Source organism: Geomonas paludis, from assembly GCF_014193585.1.
Classification (GTDB): Bacteria; Desulfobacterota; Desulfuromonadia; order Geobacterales; family Geobacteraceae; genus Geomonas; species Geomonas paludis.
Window position 1 is genome coordinate 1,215,050 of the sequence record NZ_BLXY01000001.1, and the last position, 20,596, is coordinate 1,235,645.

At 64.2% G+C, this 20,596-nt stretch carries 16 protein-coding genes; 11 read left to right on the forward strand and 5 right to left on the reverse strand.

Features of this window, described 5'->3' with window-relative positions; genetic code table 11:
- Positions 1 to 15: 15 nt before the first annotated feature.
- From H7687_RS05010 to H7687_RS05040, 7 genes are all read left to right on the forward strand, one after another.
- Positions 16 to 2,706, forward strand: coding sequence for a 2-oxoglutarate dehydrogenase E1 component (locus H7687_RS05010; protein ID WP_183345718.1), 2,691 nt, complete (start codon positions 16 to 18; stop codon positions 2,704 to 2,706).
- Positions 2,707 to 2,877: 171 nt separating this feature from the next.
- Positions 2,878 to 4,152: a 2-oxoglutarate dehydrogenase complex dihydrolipoyllysine-residue succinyltransferase gene (gene odhB, locus H7687_RS05015; RefSeq protein WP_183345720.1), complete on the forward strand. Its 1,275-nt coding sequence runs from the start codon at positions 2,878 to 2,880 to the stop codon at positions 4,150 to 4,152.
- 191 nt (positions 4,153 to 4,343) lie between these two features.
- On the forward strand, positions 4,344 to 5,750 hold the full coding sequence (gene lpdA, locus H7687_RS05020) for a dihydrolipoyl dehydrogenase (RefSeq protein ID WP_183345723.1): 1,407 nt from the start codon (positions 4,344 to 4,346) through the stop codon (positions 5,748 to 5,750).
- Position 5,751: 1 nt separating this feature from the next.
- Positions 5,752 to 6,369, forward strand: coding sequence for a lipoyl(octanoyl) transferase LipB (gene lipB / locus H7687_RS05025; protein ID WP_183345725.1), 618 nt, complete (start codon positions 5,752 to 5,754; stop codon positions 6,367 to 6,369).
- Between the two features lie 29 nt (positions 6,370 to 6,398).
- Complete coding sequence (locus tag H7687_RS05030) at positions 6,399 to 8,834, forward strand: Lon protease family protein (RefSeq protein WP_183345727.1); 2,436 nt, start codon at positions 6,399 to 6,401, stop codon at positions 8,832 to 8,834.
- 103 nt (positions 8,835 to 8,937) lie between these two features.
- Positions 8,938 to 9,807, forward strand: coding sequence for a diacylglycerol/lipid kinase family protein (locus H7687_RS05035; RefSeq protein WP_183345736.1), 870 nt, complete (start codon positions 8,938 to 8,940; stop codon positions 9,805 to 9,807).
- Positions 9,808 to 9,922: 115 nt separating this feature from the next.
- Positions 9,923 to 10,627, forward strand: a complete 705-nt coding sequence (locus H7687_RS05040; protein WP_183345738.1) for a response regulator — start codon at positions 9,923 to 9,925, stop codon at positions 10,625 to 10,627.
- A 95-nt stretch (positions 10,628 to 10,722) separates the two neighbouring features.
- On the opposite strand, the gene H7687_RS05045 is transcribed toward H7687_RS05040, so the two are convergent.
- The 4 genes from H7687_RS05045 to H7687_RS05060 all read right to left on the reverse strand — a co-directional run bounded on the left by H7687_RS05045 (position 10,723) and on the right by H7687_RS05060 (position 15,369).
- Positions 10,723 to 11,772, reverse strand: coding sequence for a TIGR04283 family arsenosugar biosynthesis glycosyltransferase (locus H7687_RS05045; RefSeq protein WP_183345740.1), 1,050 nt, complete (start codon positions 11,770 to 11,772; stop codon positions 10,723 to 10,725).
- The gene (locus tag H7687_RS05050; protein WP_183345742.1) at positions 11,762 to 12,703 is read right to left on the reverse strand and encodes a chemotaxis protein CheV; all 942 of its coding nucleotides are present in this window, start codon (positions 12,701 to 12,703) and stop codon (positions 11,762 to 11,764) included. The genes H7687_RS05045 and H7687_RS05050 overlap by 11 nt, the downstream gene beginning before the upstream one ends.
- A 201-nt stretch (positions 12,704 to 12,904) precedes the next feature.
- Complete coding sequence (locus H7687_RS05055; RefSeq protein WP_183345744.1) at positions 12,905 to 14,911, reverse strand: molybdopterin oxidoreductase family protein; 2,007 nt, start codon at positions 14,909 to 14,911, stop codon at positions 12,905 to 12,907.
- Positions 14,912 to 15,060: 149 nt separating this feature from the next.
- Positions 15,061 to 15,369, reverse strand: a complete 309-nt coding sequence (locus tag H7687_RS05060; RefSeq protein WP_183345745.1) for a cytochrome c3 family protein — start codon at positions 15,367 to 15,369, stop codon at positions 15,061 to 15,063.
- 193 nt (positions 15,370 to 15,562) lie between these two features.
- Between H7687_RS05060 and H7687_RS05065 the strand changes: the two genes are divergently transcribed.
- The 4 genes from H7687_RS05065 to H7687_RS05080 all read left to right on the forward strand — a co-directional run bounded on the left by H7687_RS05065 (position 15,563) and on the right by H7687_RS05080 (position 18,738).
- Entirely contained in the window at positions 15,563 to 16,576 is a 1,014-nt protein-coding gene (locus H7687_RS05065; RefSeq protein WP_183345747.1) for a PilZ-like domain-containing protein, read from the forward strand.
- Between the two features lie 100 nt (positions 16,577 to 16,676).
- On the forward strand, positions 16,677 to 17,150 hold the full coding sequence (locus H7687_RS05070) for a GreA/GreB family elongation factor (RefSeq protein WP_183345749.1): 474 nt from the start codon (positions 16,677 to 16,679) through the stop codon (positions 17,148 to 17,150).
- A gap of 122 nt (positions 17,151 to 17,272) precedes the next feature.
- The gene (locus H7687_RS05075; RefSeq protein ID WP_183345751.1) at positions 17,273 to 17,959 is read left to right on the forward strand and encodes a PilZ domain-containing protein; all 687 of its coding nucleotides are present in this window, start codon (positions 17,273 to 17,275) and stop codon (positions 17,957 to 17,959) included.
- Positions 17,960 to 17,979: 20 nt separating this feature from the next.
- Positions 17,980 to 18,738, forward strand: coding sequence for an NRDE family protein (locus H7687_RS05080; protein WP_183345753.1), 759 nt, complete (start codon positions 17,980 to 17,982; stop codon positions 18,736 to 18,738).
- A gap of 258 nt (positions 18,739 to 18,996) precedes the next feature.
- On the opposite strand, the gene H7687_RS05085 is transcribed toward H7687_RS05080, so the two are convergent.
- Entirely contained in the window at positions 18,997 to 20,217 is a 1,221-nt protein-coding gene (locus H7687_RS05085) for a hypothetical protein (RefSeq protein ID WP_371877549.1), read from the reverse strand.
- Between the last annotated feature and the right edge of the window lie 379 nt (positions 20,218 to 20,596).

Genomic DNA, 20,596 nt, shown 5'->3' on the forward strand with positions numbered 1-20,596 from the left:
AAAAGGAGCGGATAGATGGGTATATTAGAAAATCTCACCCCCCAATGGATCGAGAGCCAGTACGAGCTGTGGAAAGAGGATCCGCAGCAGCTATCCGGGGAATGGCGCGCGTTCTTCACCGGTTTCGAGCTGGCGGAGGCGCGTCCTGTCGGCGCCGCGGTAGCCGCCGTGGGGGACGAGGCGCTGAAACAGTCGGGGGTCCAGTCACTCATTTACCGTTACCGGGACATCGGTCACCTCCTCGCCTGTACCGATCCCCTTTCCCCCTGCCAGATCGAGCATCCCCTGCTTTCCCTTTCCGCCTTCGGGCTGGAACCCGCCGACCTCGACAAGACCTTCGTCACCAGGCGCTTCATGAGAAGAAGCGCGACCCTGAAGGAGATCCTGCAGGTGCTGCGCAGCACCTACTGCGGCTCGGTCGGGGTCGAGTTCATGTACCTCCAGGACCCGGACGAGCGCCAATGGCTCATCGACCGCATGGAACCCGGCGGCAACCGCGGCTTCTTTACCCCCGACCAGCGGCTCTTACTGCTTAAGAAACTGAAGGAAGCCGCCCTCTTCGAGCGTGAGCTGCACAAGAGGTTTCCGGGGCAGACCAGGTTCTCCCTGGAAGGGGGGGACATCCTGATCCCGATGCTGGACGCCGCCGTCACCAAGGCCGCATCCCTTGGCGTCACCGACGTCGTCTTCGGCATGCCGCATCGCGGCCGCCTCAACGTCCTGTGCAACATCTTCGGCATGCCCTACGAGAACATGTTCGCCGAGTTCTCCGACAACGCCGAGTACGGCGTGGTGGGCGAGGGGGACGTGAAGTACCACAAGGGCTTGTCGGTGGACCTCCCCGTTGAAGGGGGCGGGACCATCCATCTCACCCTCACCTCCAACCCGAGCCACCTCGAGGCGATCGACCCGGTGGTGCAGGGGAAATGCCGCGCCCGGCAGGACCGCATCGGCGAGGAGGGGGAGGGGCGGGTGCTGCCGCTGCTGATCCACGGCGATGCCGCCTTCTCCGGCCAGGGTGTGGTCGCGGAGACGCTGAACCTGTCGCAGCTGGCCGGCTACCGGACCGGCGGGACCCTCCACATCGTGCTCAACAACCAGATCGGTTTCACCACCAGCGCCGCCGATGCCCGTTCCAGCCACTACGCGACCGACGTGGCCAAGATGGTCCAAGCGCCGGTGTTCCACGTCTACGGCGACGACGCCGAGGCCGTGATCCACGTCACCGAGCTCGCCGTCGCCTACCGGGACCGCTACCGCAAGGACGTGGTGGTCGAGGTGATCTGCTACCGCAGGCACGGCCACAACGAAGGGGACGAGCCCTACTTCACCCAGCCGCTCATGTACCAGCAGATCAAGCTCCGCCCGCAACTGCACTCCCTTTACGAGATGGAACTGCTGGCAGAAGGTTTCCCCGAGGAGGAGTTGAAGGCGATCGAGAACGAGGTGGTGCAGCGCCTGGCGCAGGCGGGCGAGCGGCAGGCCGCACCGGTGGAGTCCGCGTTCCTGGCCCGCTGGAGCGGCATGAAGCCCGGCGTCGCCAAGGTTGCCGTCCCGACCTCCGTTGCCGCCGCGACCCTCTTGGAGCTCTCCGAACAGCTGTCCCGCATCCCGGAGGGATTCCAGCCGCACCCGAAGGTGGCCGCCGTGCTGCAGAAGCGCCGCGATGCCGTCATCAAGGGCGGCCCGCTCGATTGGGGCAACATCGAAACCCTCGCCTACGCCTCGCTTCTTTCCACCGGCGTCTCGGTCCGGCTTTCCGGTCAGGACGTGCGCCGCGGCACCTTCAGCCACCGCCACTCCACGCTCTTCGACCAGCAGACCGGCGAAACCTACCTGCCCCTTTGCAGCGTGCTGGACAAGGGAGCGCGCTTCTGCGCCTTCGACAGCATGCTGGCCGAATTCTCGGTGCTCGGTTTCGAGTACGGCTATTCCCTGGAAGCCCCCGACGCGCTCACCATCTGGGAGGCCCAGTACGGCGATTTCGCCAACGGCGCGCAGGTCATCATCGACCAGTTCCTGGTGAGCGGCGAGGCCAAGTGGGAGCGCTCCAGCGGCCTGGTGCTCATGCTGCCGCACGGCTACGAAGGGCAGGGGGCGGAGCATTCCAGCGCCCGCATCGAGCGCTTCCTCGAACTCGCGGCGGCAGGGAACATCCAGGTGGTCTACCCGACCACCCCCGCCCAGCTTTTCCACGTGCTGCGCCGGCAGCTGCTGCAGCCCTTCCGTAAGCCGCTGGTCCTCTTCACACCGAAGAGCCTGTTGCGCCATCCCGACTGCGTCTCCCGGCTGGAGGAGCTCAGCGCCGGCACCTTCCGCGAAGTGATCGCGGAGCCCGCCGTGGGCGAGTCGGTGCGCCAGGTGCTGCTGTGCAGCGGCAAGATCTATTACGACCTCTTGGGGCGGATCAGGAAGGACCAGTTGCAGGGGCATGCCCTGCTGCGGATCGAGCAGCTCTATCCGCTTCCCGTCGAGCAGTTGCGGGACGAGTTGCAGCGCTACCCCGCCGGCGCCCGTTTCACCTGGGTCCAGGAGGAACCGCGCAACATGGGGGCGTGGCGTTTCATTCACGAGCCCCTCATCGAGCTTTTGGGGGCGGTGCCGAGGTATGTGGGCCGTCCCGATGCCGCAGCGCCCGCCTCCGGCTCGCACCGCCTGGACCGCGTCGAGCAGGAGCGCATCGTCGACGAAGCTTTAACAATCTGAAACACGTTCAAGGTTCAACGTTCAACGTTACCCGGCATAGTCACCGGGCCAGTCTCACCGTTACGGCGTCTCCTCCTGATGGAAGAAGTCGGGACAATGCGGAACGAAGAGGAAAGCCAAGTCGAACGTTGAACGTTGAACGTAGAACGGCCGTTAAGAAGGGAGAAGCGCATGGATATCAAGGTGCCCGCGGTTGGCGAGTCGGTATACGAGGCGGTGATCGCCAGGTGGCTCAAGAAAAGTGGAGACGTGGTCTCCAAGGACGAGGCCCTCTGCGAGATCGAGACCGACAAGATCACCCTCGAAGTCACCTCGGAGGCGGACGGCGTACTGAGCATCTCGGCGGCGGAAGGCGAGACGGTGAAGATCGGCGCCGTCATCGGCACTATCGATGTCCGCGGCCAGGAGGCCCAGCCCGCGCAAGGGGGCGACAGCGCCGCGGCGAAACTTGCCGAAAAGCCTGCCGCCAAGGCCGGGGCGAAACCGGGACCGGCCGCACCCATGTCGCCTTCGGGCAGGAAGCTGGCGCGCGAGTTGGGGGTCGAGCCGGGCGCGGTACAGGGAAGCGGGCGCGGCGGTCGCATCACCAACGAGGATCTGCTCAAGGCCCAAGGGGCCAAGGTAGAGGTTGCCGAGCCCCCCAAAGCGCCGGTTGCTCCGGCCGCACCCGCCGCGGCTCCCAAGCCCGCCGCGACGCCCGAACCGGCCCAGCAGGCCAAGGCTGCCGCGCCGCCGGCAGATGAGTCCGGCCGCGTGCTGCGCAAGCCGATGTCGCAGATCAGGAAGCGCATCGCCGAGCGCCTGGTCTCGGTGCGCCAGCACACCGCCATGCTCACCACCTTCAACGAGGTGGACATGAGCGAGGTGATCAAGCTCAGGAAAAAGCACGGCGAGCACTTCCAGAAGCGCCACGACGTGAAGCTCGGTTTCATGTCCCTGTTCGTGCGCGCCTGCTGCGCCGCACTGCAGGAGTTTCCGGACGTCAACGCCAGCATCGACGGCGACGACATCGTCTACCACAACTACTGCGACGTCGGCATCGCGGTGGGGAGCGAGCGCGGGCTGGTGGTGCCGGTACTGCGCAGCGCCGAGAAGCTGAGCCTGGCGCAGATCGAGCAGGCCATCGCCGGGTTTGCGGAAAAAGTCCGCACCAACCGCATCGCCCTTGCCGACCTCGAAGGGGGGACCTTCACCATCTCCAACGGCGGCATCTACGGCTCCATGCTTTCCACCCCCATCCTCAACCCGCCCCAGTCCGGCGTGCTCGGCATGCACAACATCCAGGAGCGCGCCGTGGTGGTGGACGGCCAGGTGGTGGTGCGTCCCATGATGTACGTCGCCCTTTCCTACGATCACCGCATCGTCGACGGCCAGGGCGCCGTCGGCTTCCTGAAGCGGGTCAAGGAATACATCGAGGACCCGGAGGAGATGCTGCTGGAGTGCTAGGGTTAACGCCCGCATCCCCCTCTCCCCCCGGGAGAGGGTGGCCGGAGGCCGGGTGAGGGAGACGGCGCAACTGCTCTAGTGGCTCGTTGCGGCGATGGTGGCAGCGCCCTCACCCGCCCCTCTCCCGGAGGGAGAGGGAGGACCCCTGCCCTAAACGGAAGAGGATTCGATTCAACGCTTGGAGGGAAAAGATGTCTGAAGAAACTTTCGATCTCATCGTCATCGGCGCCGGCCCCGGCGGTTACGTCGCCGCCATCAGGGGGGCGCAGCTCGGCATGAAGGTGGCCGTCGTGGAAAAGCGCGGCTCCATGGGCGGCGTCTGCCTGAACGAAGGGTGCATCCCCAGCAAGGCGCTCCTCGACTCCAGCGAACTCTATCACCTGGCCAAGGACCGCTTCGCCGCCCACGGCATCGAGGTGCAGCCGCCGACCCTCAACCTCGGCCAGATGATGGCCCGCAAGGACGACGTGGTCAAGAAACTCACCGACGGCATCGCCTTCCTCTTCAAGAAGAACAAGATCGTCAGCTTCCTCGGCACCGCCGCCCTGCTTTCTCCCGAAAACGGCACGCACCGGGTCGAGGTGAAAGGCGAGGAGACCAAGGTCGTCAGCGCCAAGAAGGTGATCCTCGCCACCGGCAGCGAAGCGGTGCAGGTCCCGACCATGCCCTTCGACGGCGAGTTCGTGGTCAGCGCCCGCGAGGCGCTCTCGTTCCCCTCTGTCCCGGAGCACCTCCTGGTGGTGGGGGGGGGCTACATCGGCCTCGAGCTCGGCTCGGTCTGGCTGCGCCTGGGCGCCAAGGTCACCGTGGTGGAACTTCTCCCCAGGCTGGTCGCCGGCAGCGACGGGCAGGTGGCCGAGGCACTGCTGCGCTCCCTGAAGAAGCAGGGGATGACCTTCATGCTGGGCGCCAAGGTGGCCGGTGTGGAAAAGAAGGACGGCAAGCTCGTGGCGCGCGTCGAAGCCGAGGGGGGGATGCAGGAGATCGCCTGCGACAAGGTGCTCGTGGCGGTGGGACGCAGGCCGCTTACGGCAGGCTTGAACCTCGAGGGTCTGGGTATCGCAATGGACGGCAGCCGTATCCGTGTCGACGCCGACTACGCCACCAGCGTCGCCGGGATCTACGCCATCGGCGACCTGATCGCCGGTCCCATGCTGGCGCACAAGGCGATGGAGGAGGGGGCGGTCTGTGTGGAGAGAATGCATGGCGAGCCGAGCCAGGTCGATTACGGCTGCATCCCCGGTGTCTGCTACACCTGGCCCGAGGCGGCCTCGGTGGGCAAGACGGAGGAGGCCCTCAAGGAAGAGGGGATCGCCTACAAGACCGGCAAGTTCAGCTTCATCGCCAACGGCCGCGCCAAGTGCATGGACGAGACCGAAGGGTTCGTCAAGCTGCTCACCGAGGCGGAAGGGGGGCGGCTGCTCGGCGTGCACATCCTGGGGCCGCGCGCCTCGGACATGATCGCCGAGGCGGTCACCGTGATGGCCTTCGGCGGCAGCGGCGAAGACATCGCCCTCACCGTGCACGGCCATCCCACCCTCTCCGAGGTGATGAAGGAGGCGGCGCTCGACCTGGACAAGCGCGCGATCCACGGCTGACATGGTCGTCCTCGATGCCGGCCTGATCGATTACCGGGAGGCGCTCACCCTGCAGGAGAACCTGGTTGTCGAGGTACAAAAAGGGGGGGCGGAGACGCTGCTCCTCCTGGAACACCATCCCGTCTATACCATCGGCGCCGGAGGCGATTCCGGCAACGTGCTTGATCCGGGGATAGAGGCGCACCGCGTCAACCGCGGCGGTGACGTCACCTATCACGGACCGGGGCAGCTGGTGGGGTATCCCATTCTTGACCTGGGGCGGCGCGGGCGCGACCTGCACCGCTACCTTCGTTTTTTGGAACAGTTCCTGGTGGAGCTCTGCGGCAGCTTGGGCGTCCCGGGCTTCACCGTCCCGGGCAAGACCGGCGTCTGGACCGCCCACGGCAAGATCGCCGCCATCGGCGTCGGCGTCAGGCACTGGGTCTCGATGCACGGCTTTTCGCTCAACGCCGCTGCAGACGTGTCAGCTTTTGGTAATATCAACCCCTGCGGCATGCCCGAGTGCCGCATCACCTCGCTCACCCTCGAGCGTCGGCAGGAGATCACCGTAAAGGAACTGAAAGCCTTGGCCGGAGAACGATTCGCGGCGCTGCTCGAATCGCACCTGCCGCGCTGTTAACCGTTGCAGTTGCTCGCAAGGAGGCTCACATGTCCGAAACCGATTGCCGAGTCCCCGTTGAGAAGCTCCGCTGGGTCTGCGATCCCGCCCTCTTCAATTTCAAGACCACCGAAGATGTAGCCGGCCTGGAAGGGAACATCAGCCAGAACCGGGCCTTGGCCGCCATCGAGTTCGGCCTGGGGATGTCCAACAACGGCTTCAACATCTACCTCGCCGGCGACCCCGGCACCGGAAGGACCTCCACCATCCGGCAGATGCTGAAGAAGTTCGTCAAGGACACCTGCCCTCCCAGCGACTGGTGTTACGTCAACAACTTCCACACCCCGGACGCACCCTTGGCCATCGCCCTCCCGGCCGGGATGGGGCGGGGCTTCGCGGCGGACATGCGCGAGCTTTTGGACTACATGCGCGCCAACGTCCCCACCGCCCTGGAGAGCAAGGAGTACGAGACCAACCGCGTCGGCATCATCGAGCAGTTCCAGGAGCGAAACGGCGAGATCTTTTCCGACCTGGAGCGGGAGGCGGGGGAGAAGGGGTTTGCCTTGCAGCGCACCGTCTCCGGTCTGGTGATCGTGCCGCAGAAGGACGGGCGCAACTTCACCCAGGAGGAGTACGAGGCGCTCGAAAAGGAAGAGCGGGATGAACTGGACACGGTCGGGCGCGAGCTGACCGAGAAGTTGAACGACGCGCTGCGCCAGGTGCGCGAGAACGAGAAGGCGCTCAGGGACGCCCTGGCGCTGTTGGACCGCGAGCTGGGTCTCTCCGCCGTCGGGCACCACCTGAACCCGCTCAGGGAGAAGTACCAGGGCTTCGCCAAGGTCCAGCAGTACCTGGAAGACGTCCAGGAGGATCTCCTCTTGAACCTGGAGGACTTCAAGCCGCAGGTCGCCCCGCCGCAGATCCCGGGGCTCAAGATCCCCAAGCAGGAGCCGACCTTCGAGCGCTACGAGGTGAACGTCCTGGTGGAGAACAACCCGGACAACGGCGCCCCCATCGTCTTCGAGTCCAATCCCACCTACAACAACCTGTTCGGGCGCATCGAGAACATCATGCAGATGGGGGGCGTGGCCACCACCAACTTCACCCTGATCAAAGCCGGCGCCCTGCACCGCGCCAACGGCGGGTATCTCATCCTGGACGCACGCGAGGTGATGATCAACCCCTTCGCCTGGGAATCGCTCAAGCGCTGCATCAGGAACATGGAGATCAAGATCGAGGACGTCCTGGAGCAGTACCGCTTCATGACCGTGGTCTCGCTCAAGCCGGAGCCGATCCCGCTCAACGCCAAGATCATCATGATCGGCTCGCTCTGGATCTACTACCTGCTCTACTACCTGGAGCCCGATTACAGGAAGTTCTTCAAGGTCAAGGCCGACTTCGACAGCCAGATCAACCGCACCCCCGAGGTGATGCAGGACTACGCCCTGTTCGTCGCCGCCCACTGCTGCAAGGAGGGGCTGCTCCCCTTCGACCCCACCGGCGTCGCGGCGCTTTTGGAGCACGCCTCGCGCCTGGTCGAGGATCAGGGCCGGCTCTCGTCGCAGTTCATGGAACTCTCCGACCTGATCCGCGAGTCGAGCTTCTGGGCCACCAGGGGGGGCGCCCAGGTCGTGGACCGCAGCTGGGTCAAGCGGGCGATCCAGGAGAAGACCTACCGCTCCAACCGCATCGAGGAACGGATTCACGAGTACCTGGCCCAAGGGGTCATCCTGTGCGACACCAAGGGGAGCGTGGTGGGGCAGATCAACGGCCTCTCCGTGATCACCATGGGGGACTACACCTTCGGCAGGCCTTCGCGCCTCACCATCCGCGTTTCCCAGGGGCGCGCCGGCATGGTCAACATCGAGCGCGAGGTGAAGCTCTCCGGCCCGATCCACGACAAGGGGGTGCTGATCCTGACCGGTTACCTGGCCGGCAAGTTCGGGCAGGAACAGCCGCTCTCCTTCTCCGCCCACATCTGTTTCGAACAGTCCTACGAGGGGGTCGAGGGGGACAGCGCCTCCTCGGCCGAACTGTACGGGCTCCTCTCCGCCTTCTCCGGCCTGCCGGTGCGGCAGGGGATCGCCGTCACCGGCAGCGTCAACCAGCACGGTCAGATCCAGCCCATCGGCGGGGTGAACTACAAGATCGAGGGGTTCTTCGCCGTGTGCAAGGCCAAGGGGCTGACCGGGGACCAGGGGGTGATCATCCCCAAGATCAACGAGCACAACCTGATGCTGAACGACGAGGTGGTGCAGGCGGTTTCCGAGGGGATGTTCCACATCTGGAGCGTGTCGCAGGTCGAGGAGGGGATCGAGATCCTGACCGGCGTGCCGGCGGGCAAGGTGGGCGACGACGGCAGCTATCCCGAGGGGACGGTGAACTTCCTGGTGCAGAAGAAGCTCAAGACTATGCTGGACAACATGCGCAAGCTGCTGTCGCAGGACAAGGAGGGGAAAGAGGAACCGGTGAAGCTGCTGGAATAGGCGGTTGCCTAAAAATGTTGTAAGCTGTTTACCTTTTTGATACCTTCCGGGGGCCGCGATCGCGGCCCTTGCCATTTCCGCACCGCCGTAAAGAGGTGACCGCTTGTCCAGACGCTGTTTCCTGATCGTGAATCCCACCTCCGGGACCTACTCGCAGCAAAAAGTCGACCGCATCATGACCGGGCTCGCCGAGCGCGGCCTCGCACCGGAGCTCCTCCCTACCCAAAGCGCCGCCGACCCGGCCCGCTTCGCCGCGCGCATCTGCGCGGAAGAGAGCGATCCTGTCATCGTGGTCGCCGGCGGTGACGGCACCATCAACGGCGTACTGAACGGCCTGGTTCCGGGGGCAGCCACCCTGGGCGTGGTCCCCCTGGGCACCTCCAACGTACTGGCGCGCGAACTGGAGATCGAGTCGGTGGACGACGCCTTGGACCGCCTGGCCCGGGGCGAGACCCGCCCCATTTCCGTCGGCGAGATCGTGCGCGGCGGGGAGCACAGACGCTTTCTGCTCATGGCCGGGGCCGGCTTCGACGGCGCGGTGGTGCGCGACGTGCGCCTCTCGGAGAAAAGGACGCTGGGGAAGGGGGCCTACGTGCTGTCGGCGCTGCGCGCCCTCTGGAACTGGGACGCCTCGCAGCTGTCGGTGACCGGAGGCGGTCGGAGCGTCTCCTGCCACGGCGTGATCGTCTGCAACGCCTCCAAGTACGGCGGCAACTTCGTGCTCGCCCCGGAGGCCGACCTGTTCGCCCCCGGGTTCCAGGTGCTCTGCATCTCCGGCGGCCGGCTGGCCTACCTGGGGCTTGCCCTGGGACTTTTGAACGGCACCGCCGTCTATAGCAGCCACGTCACATCGTTTAGCGCGGCCTCCCTGGAGATTAGCGGGGAGAAAGCGGTACAGCTGGATGGAGACTACGTCTGCCCGACACCGCTTGCCGTCCGGAGCGTGCCGGACCTGGTGCGGCTGGTGGTGTGATGTCCCTGACTTTTTCCGTTGACAAAGGCGAGGCGATATTTATTAATGTGCGAGTCTGACCTGTTCGGCATCATCCCGCGTGCAACAGCTTACAATACCTGAGTGGGGGAGTGGCGTGGCTAAACCTAAGATCCTGTTGGTGGACGATACCAAGCTGATTCTGGAACTGGAGAAGAGCTTTCTCAAGGTCTCGCATGTTGACGTCATCACCGCCGGTGACGGTGTCGAGGCGCTGGAGCTGGTCCGCAAGGATGCTCCGGACTTGATCTTCATGGACGTCAACATGCCGCTCATGGACGGCATCACCTGCTGCAGGCTCTTGAAGAGCGATCCCTTCCTCTCCGCCATCCCCGTCGTCATGCTCACCACCCTCGGCAACGACGAGGACCGCCAGCGCGCACACGAGGCTGGCTGCAACGACTTCCTCACCAAGCCCGTCGACCGCCGCCTCTTCCTCGAGATGGCCCGCAAGTACACCGACGCCGTGGACCGCCGCGACTTACGGGTTCCCTGCCACATCCCGGTTTTGTTCCTGCTGGGTGGCAGCCCGGTCGGCGCGCATGCCCTCGACATCGGCGACGGCGGCCTCTTCCTCGCCAGCCGTGAAGAGGTACTGCCCAACCAGGAACTGAGACTCGCACTTTTTCTCGAGACCGAGCAGGCGCCGCTTTTGGAACTGAAAGGGAGGGTGGCCTGGGTGAACCAGGAGGGGAAACGGGTGCACGCCGGCCTCCCCACCGGGTTCGGCGTGGAGTTCTCGGAGCCGGCGCAGTGGCAAGCGGACGAGTTGAAGAGATTTGTCGAGGCGGCCCGGGGTTGATGCGAGGGGGGTAAGCCCACCAAAATCAACCTCAGCCTTAACCTTAATCTCAGTCTTAATCTTAATCTCAGTCTTATTAATCTTAATCTGTCTCTCTACCGCGCGGCGAGAAGCGTCAGCCGGAACCAGAGCCAGGTCAGCAGGGCGGCCCCCAGGTCGCCCCCCTTGTTGTCGATGAGCCGCCCCAGAAAGCGGTCGTAAAGGTACAGAAACTTCCCCCCCCTCCCTGCCTCCCGTATTCCACCGGTCACCACGTCCAAAAAGAAAGGAATCTGCCAGGCGTTGCCCCGCACGTAGGCGCCGGTGCTGTGCCACAAGCGGCGCCGCTCCCCTGCCTCGAGGTCGCCGATCGCCCGGTGCAGCGGCTCCAGGAACGGGCCCAGTCGCAGCTTCCCGGTGGCATCCTGGCTGCGGTAGCTCTCCTGCAGGCAACGGACCAGGGAAAGCTGCCCCGTGTGGGCCAGGTTCATCAGTATGGCGTTGAGGGTTTGCCGGGGGAGGAGCCCTTCGGCAACGAAGCGCCGGGGCGACGTGGTGATGCTGGCCGGCAGGAGCAGCCAGCGTCCCTCGCGTCGCACCCGCTCGGCCAGGAAGGTGTCTTCCATGAGCGGCAGCGAAGTGTCGAACGGGCCGACCTGCGCGAAGAAGTCACGGCGGATCAGGAAACCCTGGTCGCCGTGGGTGCATCCGGGGCGGTCCAGGGTGGCCTTGGCGCCGTAATATCGGTAGGGGAGCGGGATGACGCCGGGGAAGCCGAAGCGGAGGGCGAAGCGCCCCGCCACCCGTTCTCCGGCGGTTAATGCTGCGTTGAGAGAGTCCAGCCCCTTTCTGAGCGCCAACGGGTCGTCGAAGCCTGAATCGATGTGCAGGAAAAGAAGGGTCTCGGCGCGGGCAGCGTCGGCGCCCCGGTTCAACTGCCCCCCTCTGCCCTTGGTCCCCTCGACGATGGTGAGCGGGAAGGGGAGCCCGGCGCGCATCTGCTGCGCGATGTGGAGACTGCGGTCGCCGGATGCGCCGTCCGAGAGGACCACCTCCAGGCGGACCCCCTGCTGCCGGGCGAGTACCGTGAGGAAGGAAGCCACGTTCCCCTCCTCGTTGTAGACCGGCACTACGACCGACAGTTCGGGGTACGACTCATAGGGCAAGGGTATCCGCCTTCTGCACCAGGTTGGGGAGGTCGGGCTTGGTCAGGATGTCGCTCGCCCCCAGGTTGCGCCATTTCATCTTGTTGTCGTCGCTGGCGAGAGACGAGAATATCACCACCGGCAGTTCGCCCAGGTCGTTCTCCTTCCTGATCAGCGCGGTGAGGTGCAGCCCGTCCATGCGGGGCATCTCGATGTCGGTGATAACCATGCTCAGCAGCTCCTTGAGCGGCTGCCCGCTCTCCGCGCATTTCTGGCGTACCGCCTGCACGTGTTCCCACGCCTCCTCGCCGTTCTCCGCCTCCACCACCTGGTACCCCGCTTCCCGCAGCGAACCGCACATGGTCCTCCTGATGAAGGCCGAGTCGTCGGCGACCAGGATGGTCCTGGTGCTCCGTTTCAAGGCGGAGTTGGCGAGCATAAGGTCCTCGCTCGGTGCCGCCAGCGCCATGGTCGAGGAGAGCTCCCCGATGATCTTTTCGAAGTCGAGGATGAGGATGATCCGGTCCTCCATCTTCACCACGCCGGTGATGTTGGCGTCGTGGATCGCCTTGACCGGGGGCTCCACGTTTTCCCAGGAGATGCGGTAGATGCGGGAGACCGAATGCACCTGGATGCCGACCACGATCCTGTTGAACTCGAGCACGATGACCCGGTCCGCCGGGATCCCTTCCGTATTCTTGTTCAGCGAGCGGGAGAGGTCGATCAGGGTGATCACCTGGTCGCGCAGTTTGATCATGCCGCTGACGCAGGGGTGGGAGTTCACCACCTTGCGGGTCTCGGGCAGTCTGATGATCTCGCGCACCTTGGCCACGTTGACGCCGAAGTAGCAGGGGACCACGTTTCCCTTGCCGTCCACCTCGTCGATCCTGAATTCGACTATTTCCAGTTCGTTGGTGCCGCTTTCCAGCAGAATCTTGTTGTTCGGTTCCATACGCCCCCCGCTTGTTTATTGCCGTTGCTTCTCATTACATCGGCAGCCGGTGGGAAATCATGAGACAAAAACTGCTGCGGTGTCCACATCCCCTCTCCCTCCGGGAGAGGGTCAGGGTGAGGGAGGCGGCCGATAAAAAGACCCCTCACCCGCCCTTCGGGCACCCTCTCCCAGAGGGAGAGGGGACCAGTGGTGTGGGGTTCAATTGCCTGCCCGCACATCGACCCTGTTGTCGTAGAAGGTGCTTCCGCCACCCTGGTCGGTCAGGCGCTGCGAGGTGAGGGCATTCACCGAGCGCTCGCCCGGCGCATAGGCAAGCCACCACACCCCCTCGGCCACCACCACGCCCCGCGGCACCTTGGGCGTTACCTGCAGACGGAAGGTGACCTCGCCGAGCTCGTTCCAGGCCACTACTTCCGCGCCGTCGCCAAGTCCCTTGTCCGCCGCGTCCGCCGGGTTCATCTTGAGCTGCATCCCCCCCTGGCTCTGCCGCAGTTCCTCCCGCTCGTAGAAGGTGGCGTTCAGCGCATAGGGGGTGGGCGCGGTCATGAGCCGGAACGGAAGCCGCCCCTGCTCCTCGTGGGTGGCCAGGTAGCGCGGCAGCCGCTCCGCGAGCCTCTCGTTCAGGATCTCGATTTTTCCCGACGGGGTCAGGATCCCCCCCGGCCTTGGCGCGAGTGTCACCGGGCGCCCGTCGGCGAGCGCCTCCTCGTCGATCCCCTCCCGCAGCGGCTTGGGCACCGCCAGCAGCCGGTCGATCATCTGGTCGGCGCTGAGGGTGAAGATCTCCTCCTCGAAGCCCATGGCCTGGGCCAGGAGAGAGAAGACCTCCCAGTTGGACTTGCTCTCGCCCACCGGGTCGACCACCGCCTGCGCGCGCTGGATGCAGTAGGTGCCGTAGGAGCGGTAGATGTCGCTGTGCTCCAGCGAGGAGGTCGCCGGGAGCACGATGTCGGCGTAGCGCGCCGTATCGGTCAGGAAACGCTCGTGCACCACGGTGAAGAGGTCCTCCCGGGACAGCCCCTTGAGCACGGCGTTCTGGTCCGGGGTGACCGCGGCCGGGTTGGAGTGGTACACGTAGAGCCCCATGACCCGCGGGTTGTCGATCTGGTTCAGCGCGGCACCCAACTGGTTCATGTTGACGAGCCGGGTCTGCCCCGGGATCAGGTCCTCCCTGGTCAGGATCTCCATCGGGAACGCGGCCCCGGTCGCGGTGTCGGGGAAGCATCCGGCGCCGTCCTTGCCGTAGGCGCCGACCAGGGCCGGCAGACAGCAGATCGAACGCACGGTCATGGCGCCGTTGCCGTAGCGCGACAGCCCGCTCCCGAGGCGGATGAAGGGGGCCTGGGCCGCCGCGTAGGCGCGTGCCATGGCCACGATGGTCTCCGCCTCGAGGCCGGTGATCGCCGCGCACCGCTCCGGAGTCATCTCCGGGAGCACCTCGGCCGCCAGCTCCTCGAACCCGAGCACCTGTTGCGCGACAAACTCCCGGTCGGTGAGTCCGTCGCGCGCGATGACGTGCATCATGCCCAGGGCCAGCGCCCCGTCGCTTCCCGGGCGCACCAGGAAGGTGCGGTCCGCGACCGACGCGGTCGGGGTCTCATAGGTGTCGATGAGCCAGATCTGTCCCCCCCGTTGCCGCACCTCGTGCGCCTGGTTCAGGAAGTGGATGCTGGTCGCCGCGGCGTTGATCCCCCACAGAATCAAGAGGTCGCTCCTGCCGGCCGATTCCGGCGGCGGCGTTGCCGTCTTGCCCATCACCGCCTCCCACCCCGCCCCCTTGGCGGGGGAACAGATGGTGCGGTCCAGCCGGGAGGCGCCCATGCGATGGAAGAAGGGGTGCCCTGCGTTTCTCTGCACGATGCCCATGGTCCCCGCGTAGGAGTAGGGGAGGATCGCCTCGCCCCCATGTTGAGAGATGATCGCGCGCCAGCGCTCGGCTATGGCGGCGATGGCCTCCTCCCAGGAGATGGGAGTGAACTCGCCGCTCCCCTTGGCGCCGGTCCTCTTGAGCGGCGTCGTCAGGCGCAGCGGCGAGTGGACGCTTTTCTCGTAGTGGCGCATCTTCGGGCAGAGGGTGCCGCGGCTGAAGGGATGCAGGGGATCGCCCTGCACCGCGACGGCCTTGCCGTTTTCCACCTGCACCAGCATGCTGCAGGTGTCCGGACAGTCGAAGGGGCAGACCGATCTTCTGGTGACGACGTTCATCTATTGATCTCCTCGTGTAGGTGGAAAGCTGTGGGGAAGTGTCGCTGCGGCCTTTCTTTTTATATGTATTTGCGGGGGGAGATCAACAGAAAAGGAAGGGGGAGGAGGCTGCGCCCCGGGTCGGAGCGCAGCCCGAAAAGGCGGTGCGGCTACTTCTTGTGGCACTTGGCGCAGTTGCCCGCGGGTTTGAAGGCCTTCTTGCCGTTGTGGCACTCACCGCAGTACTTCCCGGCATTGATGTCGGCCATCTTCATCTGGGTGGAACCCTTCTTCATCTTGAAGATCTTGGTGTGGCACTCGTTGCACTTGAGCCCCTTGCCGGCGTGGTCATCCCCTTTGAAGGTCACTTTGCCCATCGAGGTGGGCCATTCCACGCTCTTGCCGGCGGAAACCGCCATGGCCTGTGCCGCTGTCATCACCACCACCATCGCCGCCGCTGCTATCGCCATTCTCTTCATAGTCACTCCTCATTCATTAGTAAAAAGCCATTACTGTGATAGCACAGCTCCCCGCGATGTCAAGGCACCCCCTCGACCTGGCTGTGTAAAATGGGAAACGCTCTTTCGCATTCAATGACTTGCAATTCGGCGCGGCTGCAGTTTAATGTGATAGTCGTTTTATTCTCTTATTAAAATATCATTCGGATTCGGCATGGAAGACGACTACAGCGAATACCGCCAGGTCCTCGCGCCGGGGATGCGCATCGAGATCGGCATCCCGCTGTCGGGCGGCGGCGTGTTCCGGGACTGGGGCGTCATCAGCGAGTCGGGAGGAGACCTGCTGCAACTGCAGATCTCCCGCGACGTGCTTCCGGCCAACGTGCGGGTCGATGTCGGCTTCATCCTCGATGTCAGCGTCTACCTCGGCAAGGACAGCTATACCTGCAGCGGTATCGTCACCGACCGGCTCGGGGAGCGGGTGCTGCAGATACGGCTTTTCGGCCGGTTCACCCTGCGCGAGCGGCGCCAGTTCTTCAGGACCGACATGGCGTTGCGGGTCCGCTACGACATCGTGGACGAGTCGAGCCGCCAAGAGGTGGAACGGGATTGGGAGGTGCGCAAGGAGCGCGAGCAGATGAAGTTCCAGGGGTACGACGACTTCGTCATCGCCGCCCAGATGGCGCGCTTCAAGCCGGCCAAGGACATCGTCTGGCGGGACCTGCTCCGGGCCCAGCTGAACCTGGGCGGAGGCGGCATCTGCCTGCGCATGCCGAACACGGCGCGGCCGGACCAGCTGGTGAACATGGAGTTGTACCTGCCGCTCGAGCCGCCGCGGCTCGTGCATGCGGTCGGGCAGGTGATCCACGTCAAGCCCCCCCTTGTGCAGCGTGACGGTTCCAGTCGCTATGACGTCGGCATGGAATTCCTGTTCCTGGACGAGCGGGACCGCGACCTGATCTTCAAGCAGATCTCGTCGGTCCAGATCGCCCACCTGCGCCGCATCGCCGACAAGCGCGACATGGACGAGCCCTCCGACGCTCCCCCGGTTGCGCTGACCGGCAAACAATACCTGGTCCGGGCCCTCTGGGCGCTGTTTGCCCTGCTTGTGGCTTACGCCCTGGGCCGCTACCTCATCTCCTACAGCAAAGCCCCTCCCGAAAACGAGATCCAGAAAACCTACGAAGAATCGATCCGCAAGTACCGCCACCTGGACAAGCAGCCCTGAACGGCTGCTATCGTATTGCCTTCACGTGCAAACTCTACTATGATGCCCCTCCGCGGCAGACCCTCTGCCGTCGGGAAGTATTGCATGGCGAGGAGTGCAGATGACCAACATGATCAGCGCCGAAGGGCGTAAGAGATTACAGGAACGCTACGACTTTCTCTGGGAGACCGAGCGGCCGCGCATGGTGAAGAACATGGCCGATGCCGCCGCCGAAGGGGATCGTTCCGAGAACGCGGAATACATCTACTCCAAGAAGAGGCTGCGCGAGATCGACCGCGAGTTGAAGCACCTGGGCGACCGTCTCAAGGTGCTCAAGGTGGTCTACCCGCCGCTGAACCCGACCTCGGTTAGCTTTGGCTGCTGGGTCACCTACGAGGACGAGGAGGGGGAGGAACGGTGCTACCAGCTGGTCGGGCCCGACGAGTTCGATGTAAGCCAGGGAAAGATCAGCATCGACTCTCCGGTCGGCAAGGCGCTGCTCGGCAAGAAGGTCGACGACGAGCTTACCATCAGGAGGCCCGCCGGCGACCTTACCGTCACCGTGATCTCCATCACCTCGAAAAAACCGGAGTAGTCCCCGTGACAGGGGGCAGGCTCTGTCTCGAAAACCGTTTGACCTTCTTTGGTGAGCGGTTATAGTGTAGCAGGCTCGTCTCCGAAGCGATCTCCACTGAGTGAAGCATTATCCAAGGATACATGTCAGACATCAAGATCCTGATAGTGGTAAAAGATAGCGAAGCAGGTGACGCCTATGCACACGCCGTAACTGAAATCGGCGTTGCCTGTGACGTGGCGCGCTCCTTTGTGGAGATGTCGCAGATGGCGACTGATAACCGCTACAACGGCTTCCTGGTCGACATACTGACACTGGTGCGCTGCAGCAAGGAAGAGAAGGTGATCGCCTATGAGTGCATCAACCTCTTTCCGGTGCTGCGGGTGAAGTGGGAGGCGAGGCACAAAAAGATAAAGCTGAGCCCGCTGGAGCAGAGTTTCTCCCCCGACACCGATTCGGCCCTGCGCTTCTTCATCGAAAACCGCTGCAGAAACTTCGCCGCCCGCTCGTTGCGCCGTTCGCCGCGCCGCTCCATCAACCTGAACCTCTACTACAGCACCGATCCCGGCTTCCCGGCCGAGAGCACGTACAAGTCCTTCACCATCAACCTCGGCAGCCACGGCCTGTTCCTGCACACCATGCACGACTTCCTGCAGGGGGACACCATCTGGATCCGCTTCCTCGAGTTCGCCGACCAGACCCCGATCCGCGCCACCGTGCGCTGGTCGCAACCTTGGGGGGTGACCCGCTGCATCCCCGGAGCCGGGGTGATGTTTGAAGCCATGACCAAGAAACAGGAGCAGGAACTGGCCAAACTGCTCGATCTCTGATTCACTTCCAGGAACCCCGCATGTGCACCCTGCTGCTCGCCTACCGTGCTCACCCCCAATACCGGCTCGTCATCGCCGCCAACCGTGACGAATACTATCTGCGTCCGACACACCCCGCCCATTTCTGGGAAGACGCCCCGCACATCTTCGCCGGGCGCGACCTGGTGCACGGCGGCACCTGGCTCGGTGTCACCGCGACCGGACGTATCGCCGCGCTCACCAATTACCGCGACCCAAGCGATCTGCACCGCCACGGTCCATCGTCGCGCGGGCAACTGGTGAGCGGCTTTCTGGCGCAGGAGGCGGGCGCCGAGGAGTACCTGGCCCGGCTGCGGGAGTCCGGCGTCCCCTATGGCGGCTACAACCTGCTGGTCGGAGACAGCGAGCGGCTCTTCTGCTACTCCAACAAGAACGACCGGGTGCTCCCGATCGCGCCGGGGATCCACGGCCTCAGTAACCACCTGCTGGACACGCCCTGGCCCAAGGTGCGGTGCGGCAAGGACGGGCTGGCCCGTATCCTGTCCCGGCAGAGTTTATCAGCGGAGGAACTGTTCGCGCTCCTGGCCGACCAGACGCACCCCCCGGACCAGGAGTTGCCCGACACCGGCGTGGGGCTCGAACTGGAGCGGATGCTGTCCCCCATCTTCATCACGAGCGCGCAGTACGGCACCCGCTGTTCCACCGTGCTGCTGGTGGATGCCACAGGGAAGGCAACCTTCATCGAGCGCAGTTTCGAGGGAGAAGTGACCACCGAGAGGCAGGCGCAATTCCAGTGGTAAGAAGGGGCGCATCCTCCTTCCCGCTCCGGAAGAGGGGCAGGGGCGACGCTGATGGGTGACCTGTTTTCGCCCCCTCTCCCTCCGGGAGAGGGCCGCGGTGAGGGCGTCGGTGCGATGGCGTGAGGGCTCGTAGTTTGGGAAATGCGAAGGGGCGAACCATGATGGTTCGCCCCTTCTTTTTACTGACACGGTGGAGGGTTGGCTTCCGTAGGGGCGAATAATCATTCGCCCAGACTTCGCCCCCTTCCTGCAACCCGCCTACTGGTACTGGATGTACAGCGGTTTCGGGTTCAGCATGAGCACCTCTTTCGGGGTGAGCAGCGCATCGCCCTTCTTGGTGTCGTTGTGGTAGAAGAGTTTGAACCCGGTGAACTCGACCGGTTCGGCCACGATGTAGTCCTTGTAGGAGTCGCGCTTGAGCCAGGGGGCGCCCCAGCCGTCCATGTTCATCACGATCTGCACCTCGGGGCGCAGCTGGATGTTCTTCGAGTTGGTCACGCCGTTTCTGGTGAAGCGGTGTACGACGAACACCTTCGGCGGCAGGTTGTACTTCTTGACCAGCTCCTTCAGGTAGTTGGAGGCATAGTTGATGTCGGCGGCGTCGTAGGTGCCGATCTTGGTGCCCGGCTTCTTGCCACTCTTGATCAGGTTGAACTCCGGGTCGATGCCCAGGTGCACGTCCGGGTTCTTGAGTATCCACTCGAAGCGCGGCAGCACGTTGCGGATGTTGTCGTGCCCGGTCTGGATGTCGATGAACATGATGGCGTTGATCGACTTGGCCCAGCTGTAGACATCGTTGATGATCTTGTCGGGCATGACCATGCGGTAGAGACCGGCCTTGCCCGGTTCGCCCTGGGCCACTACCGCGATCAGGTGCAGCGCGGGCTGTACCGGGTGCGACGGATCGGCCGCCTGCCACTTGGCCGCTTCCCGCTTCAGGCGCTGCAGCATGTCGTCTTTCTGGTACTCGCCCAGCGCTCCCATCCTCTTGGAGAGGGGGTTGCCGTAGTAGGCGACGATCCGCTTCTGGGGCAGGATCGAACCCGGCAGCGGCGCGGGATGCTTCACCGGCCAACCTTTCTTGGCCGCGAAGTCGGGGTCCTCACCGGCGCGGTAGGTCACCTTGGGTGCGGCTGCCTCTTTGCCTTTGGCCCCTTTGCCCTTCCCCTTTTTCCCGGCGCTGGAATGCGCGTCGAACTTGGCGCCATTCGGGGCGGTGCCGTTGGGTGCGGCCGCTTCGGTGGCCGGTGCAGCGGGTGTCGCCGGGGTGGCAACTGCAGGAGTTGCAGTGGCAGGGGCGGTCGCCGCCGGGAGGTTGGCCGCCGGGGCGGCCTGCGCCGACGAGGGGTGTCCTTGCACGGTTGCGGCGCCTGCCTGGGTGGCGGCTGCCTTTTTATCCTTGCATCCCATGAGTGCCAGCGGCAGTGCCAGCAGGGCGACCAGCATGAGGGCGCGGTGGTTCGGGTAAAGGTGCTTCACGTTGTAAGTTCTCCTTGTATGGTGGTGCAGCCTGGACCGGCCTCGACCGTGCGGGCATATCGGTGCGGACGGCGCCTGGCGTGCTTTTGTTTTTGTCTGATTGTGCGGAGTCTGGTTTTGGCGGTTACTGGGGAGATATCGGGGCGGGCTGTAGTGCCTTACACCTGTGACAAAACCGACAAGCTCGTCCGTACTTATACCCTTTTTGCATTTGCGGTGTCAACAACCAGTGGCCCATTTTGGTGAGAAAGTTTTTAGATTGGGCGTCCAGTGGACTCTTTGAGGCTGATTTTTTCGTTTTTTCAAAGAATTGTTTCTATTTAGCGGCACTATGGCGTTGACGATAGCTCTTTGCCGGTGGTATGCTCGGCGGTCGAAA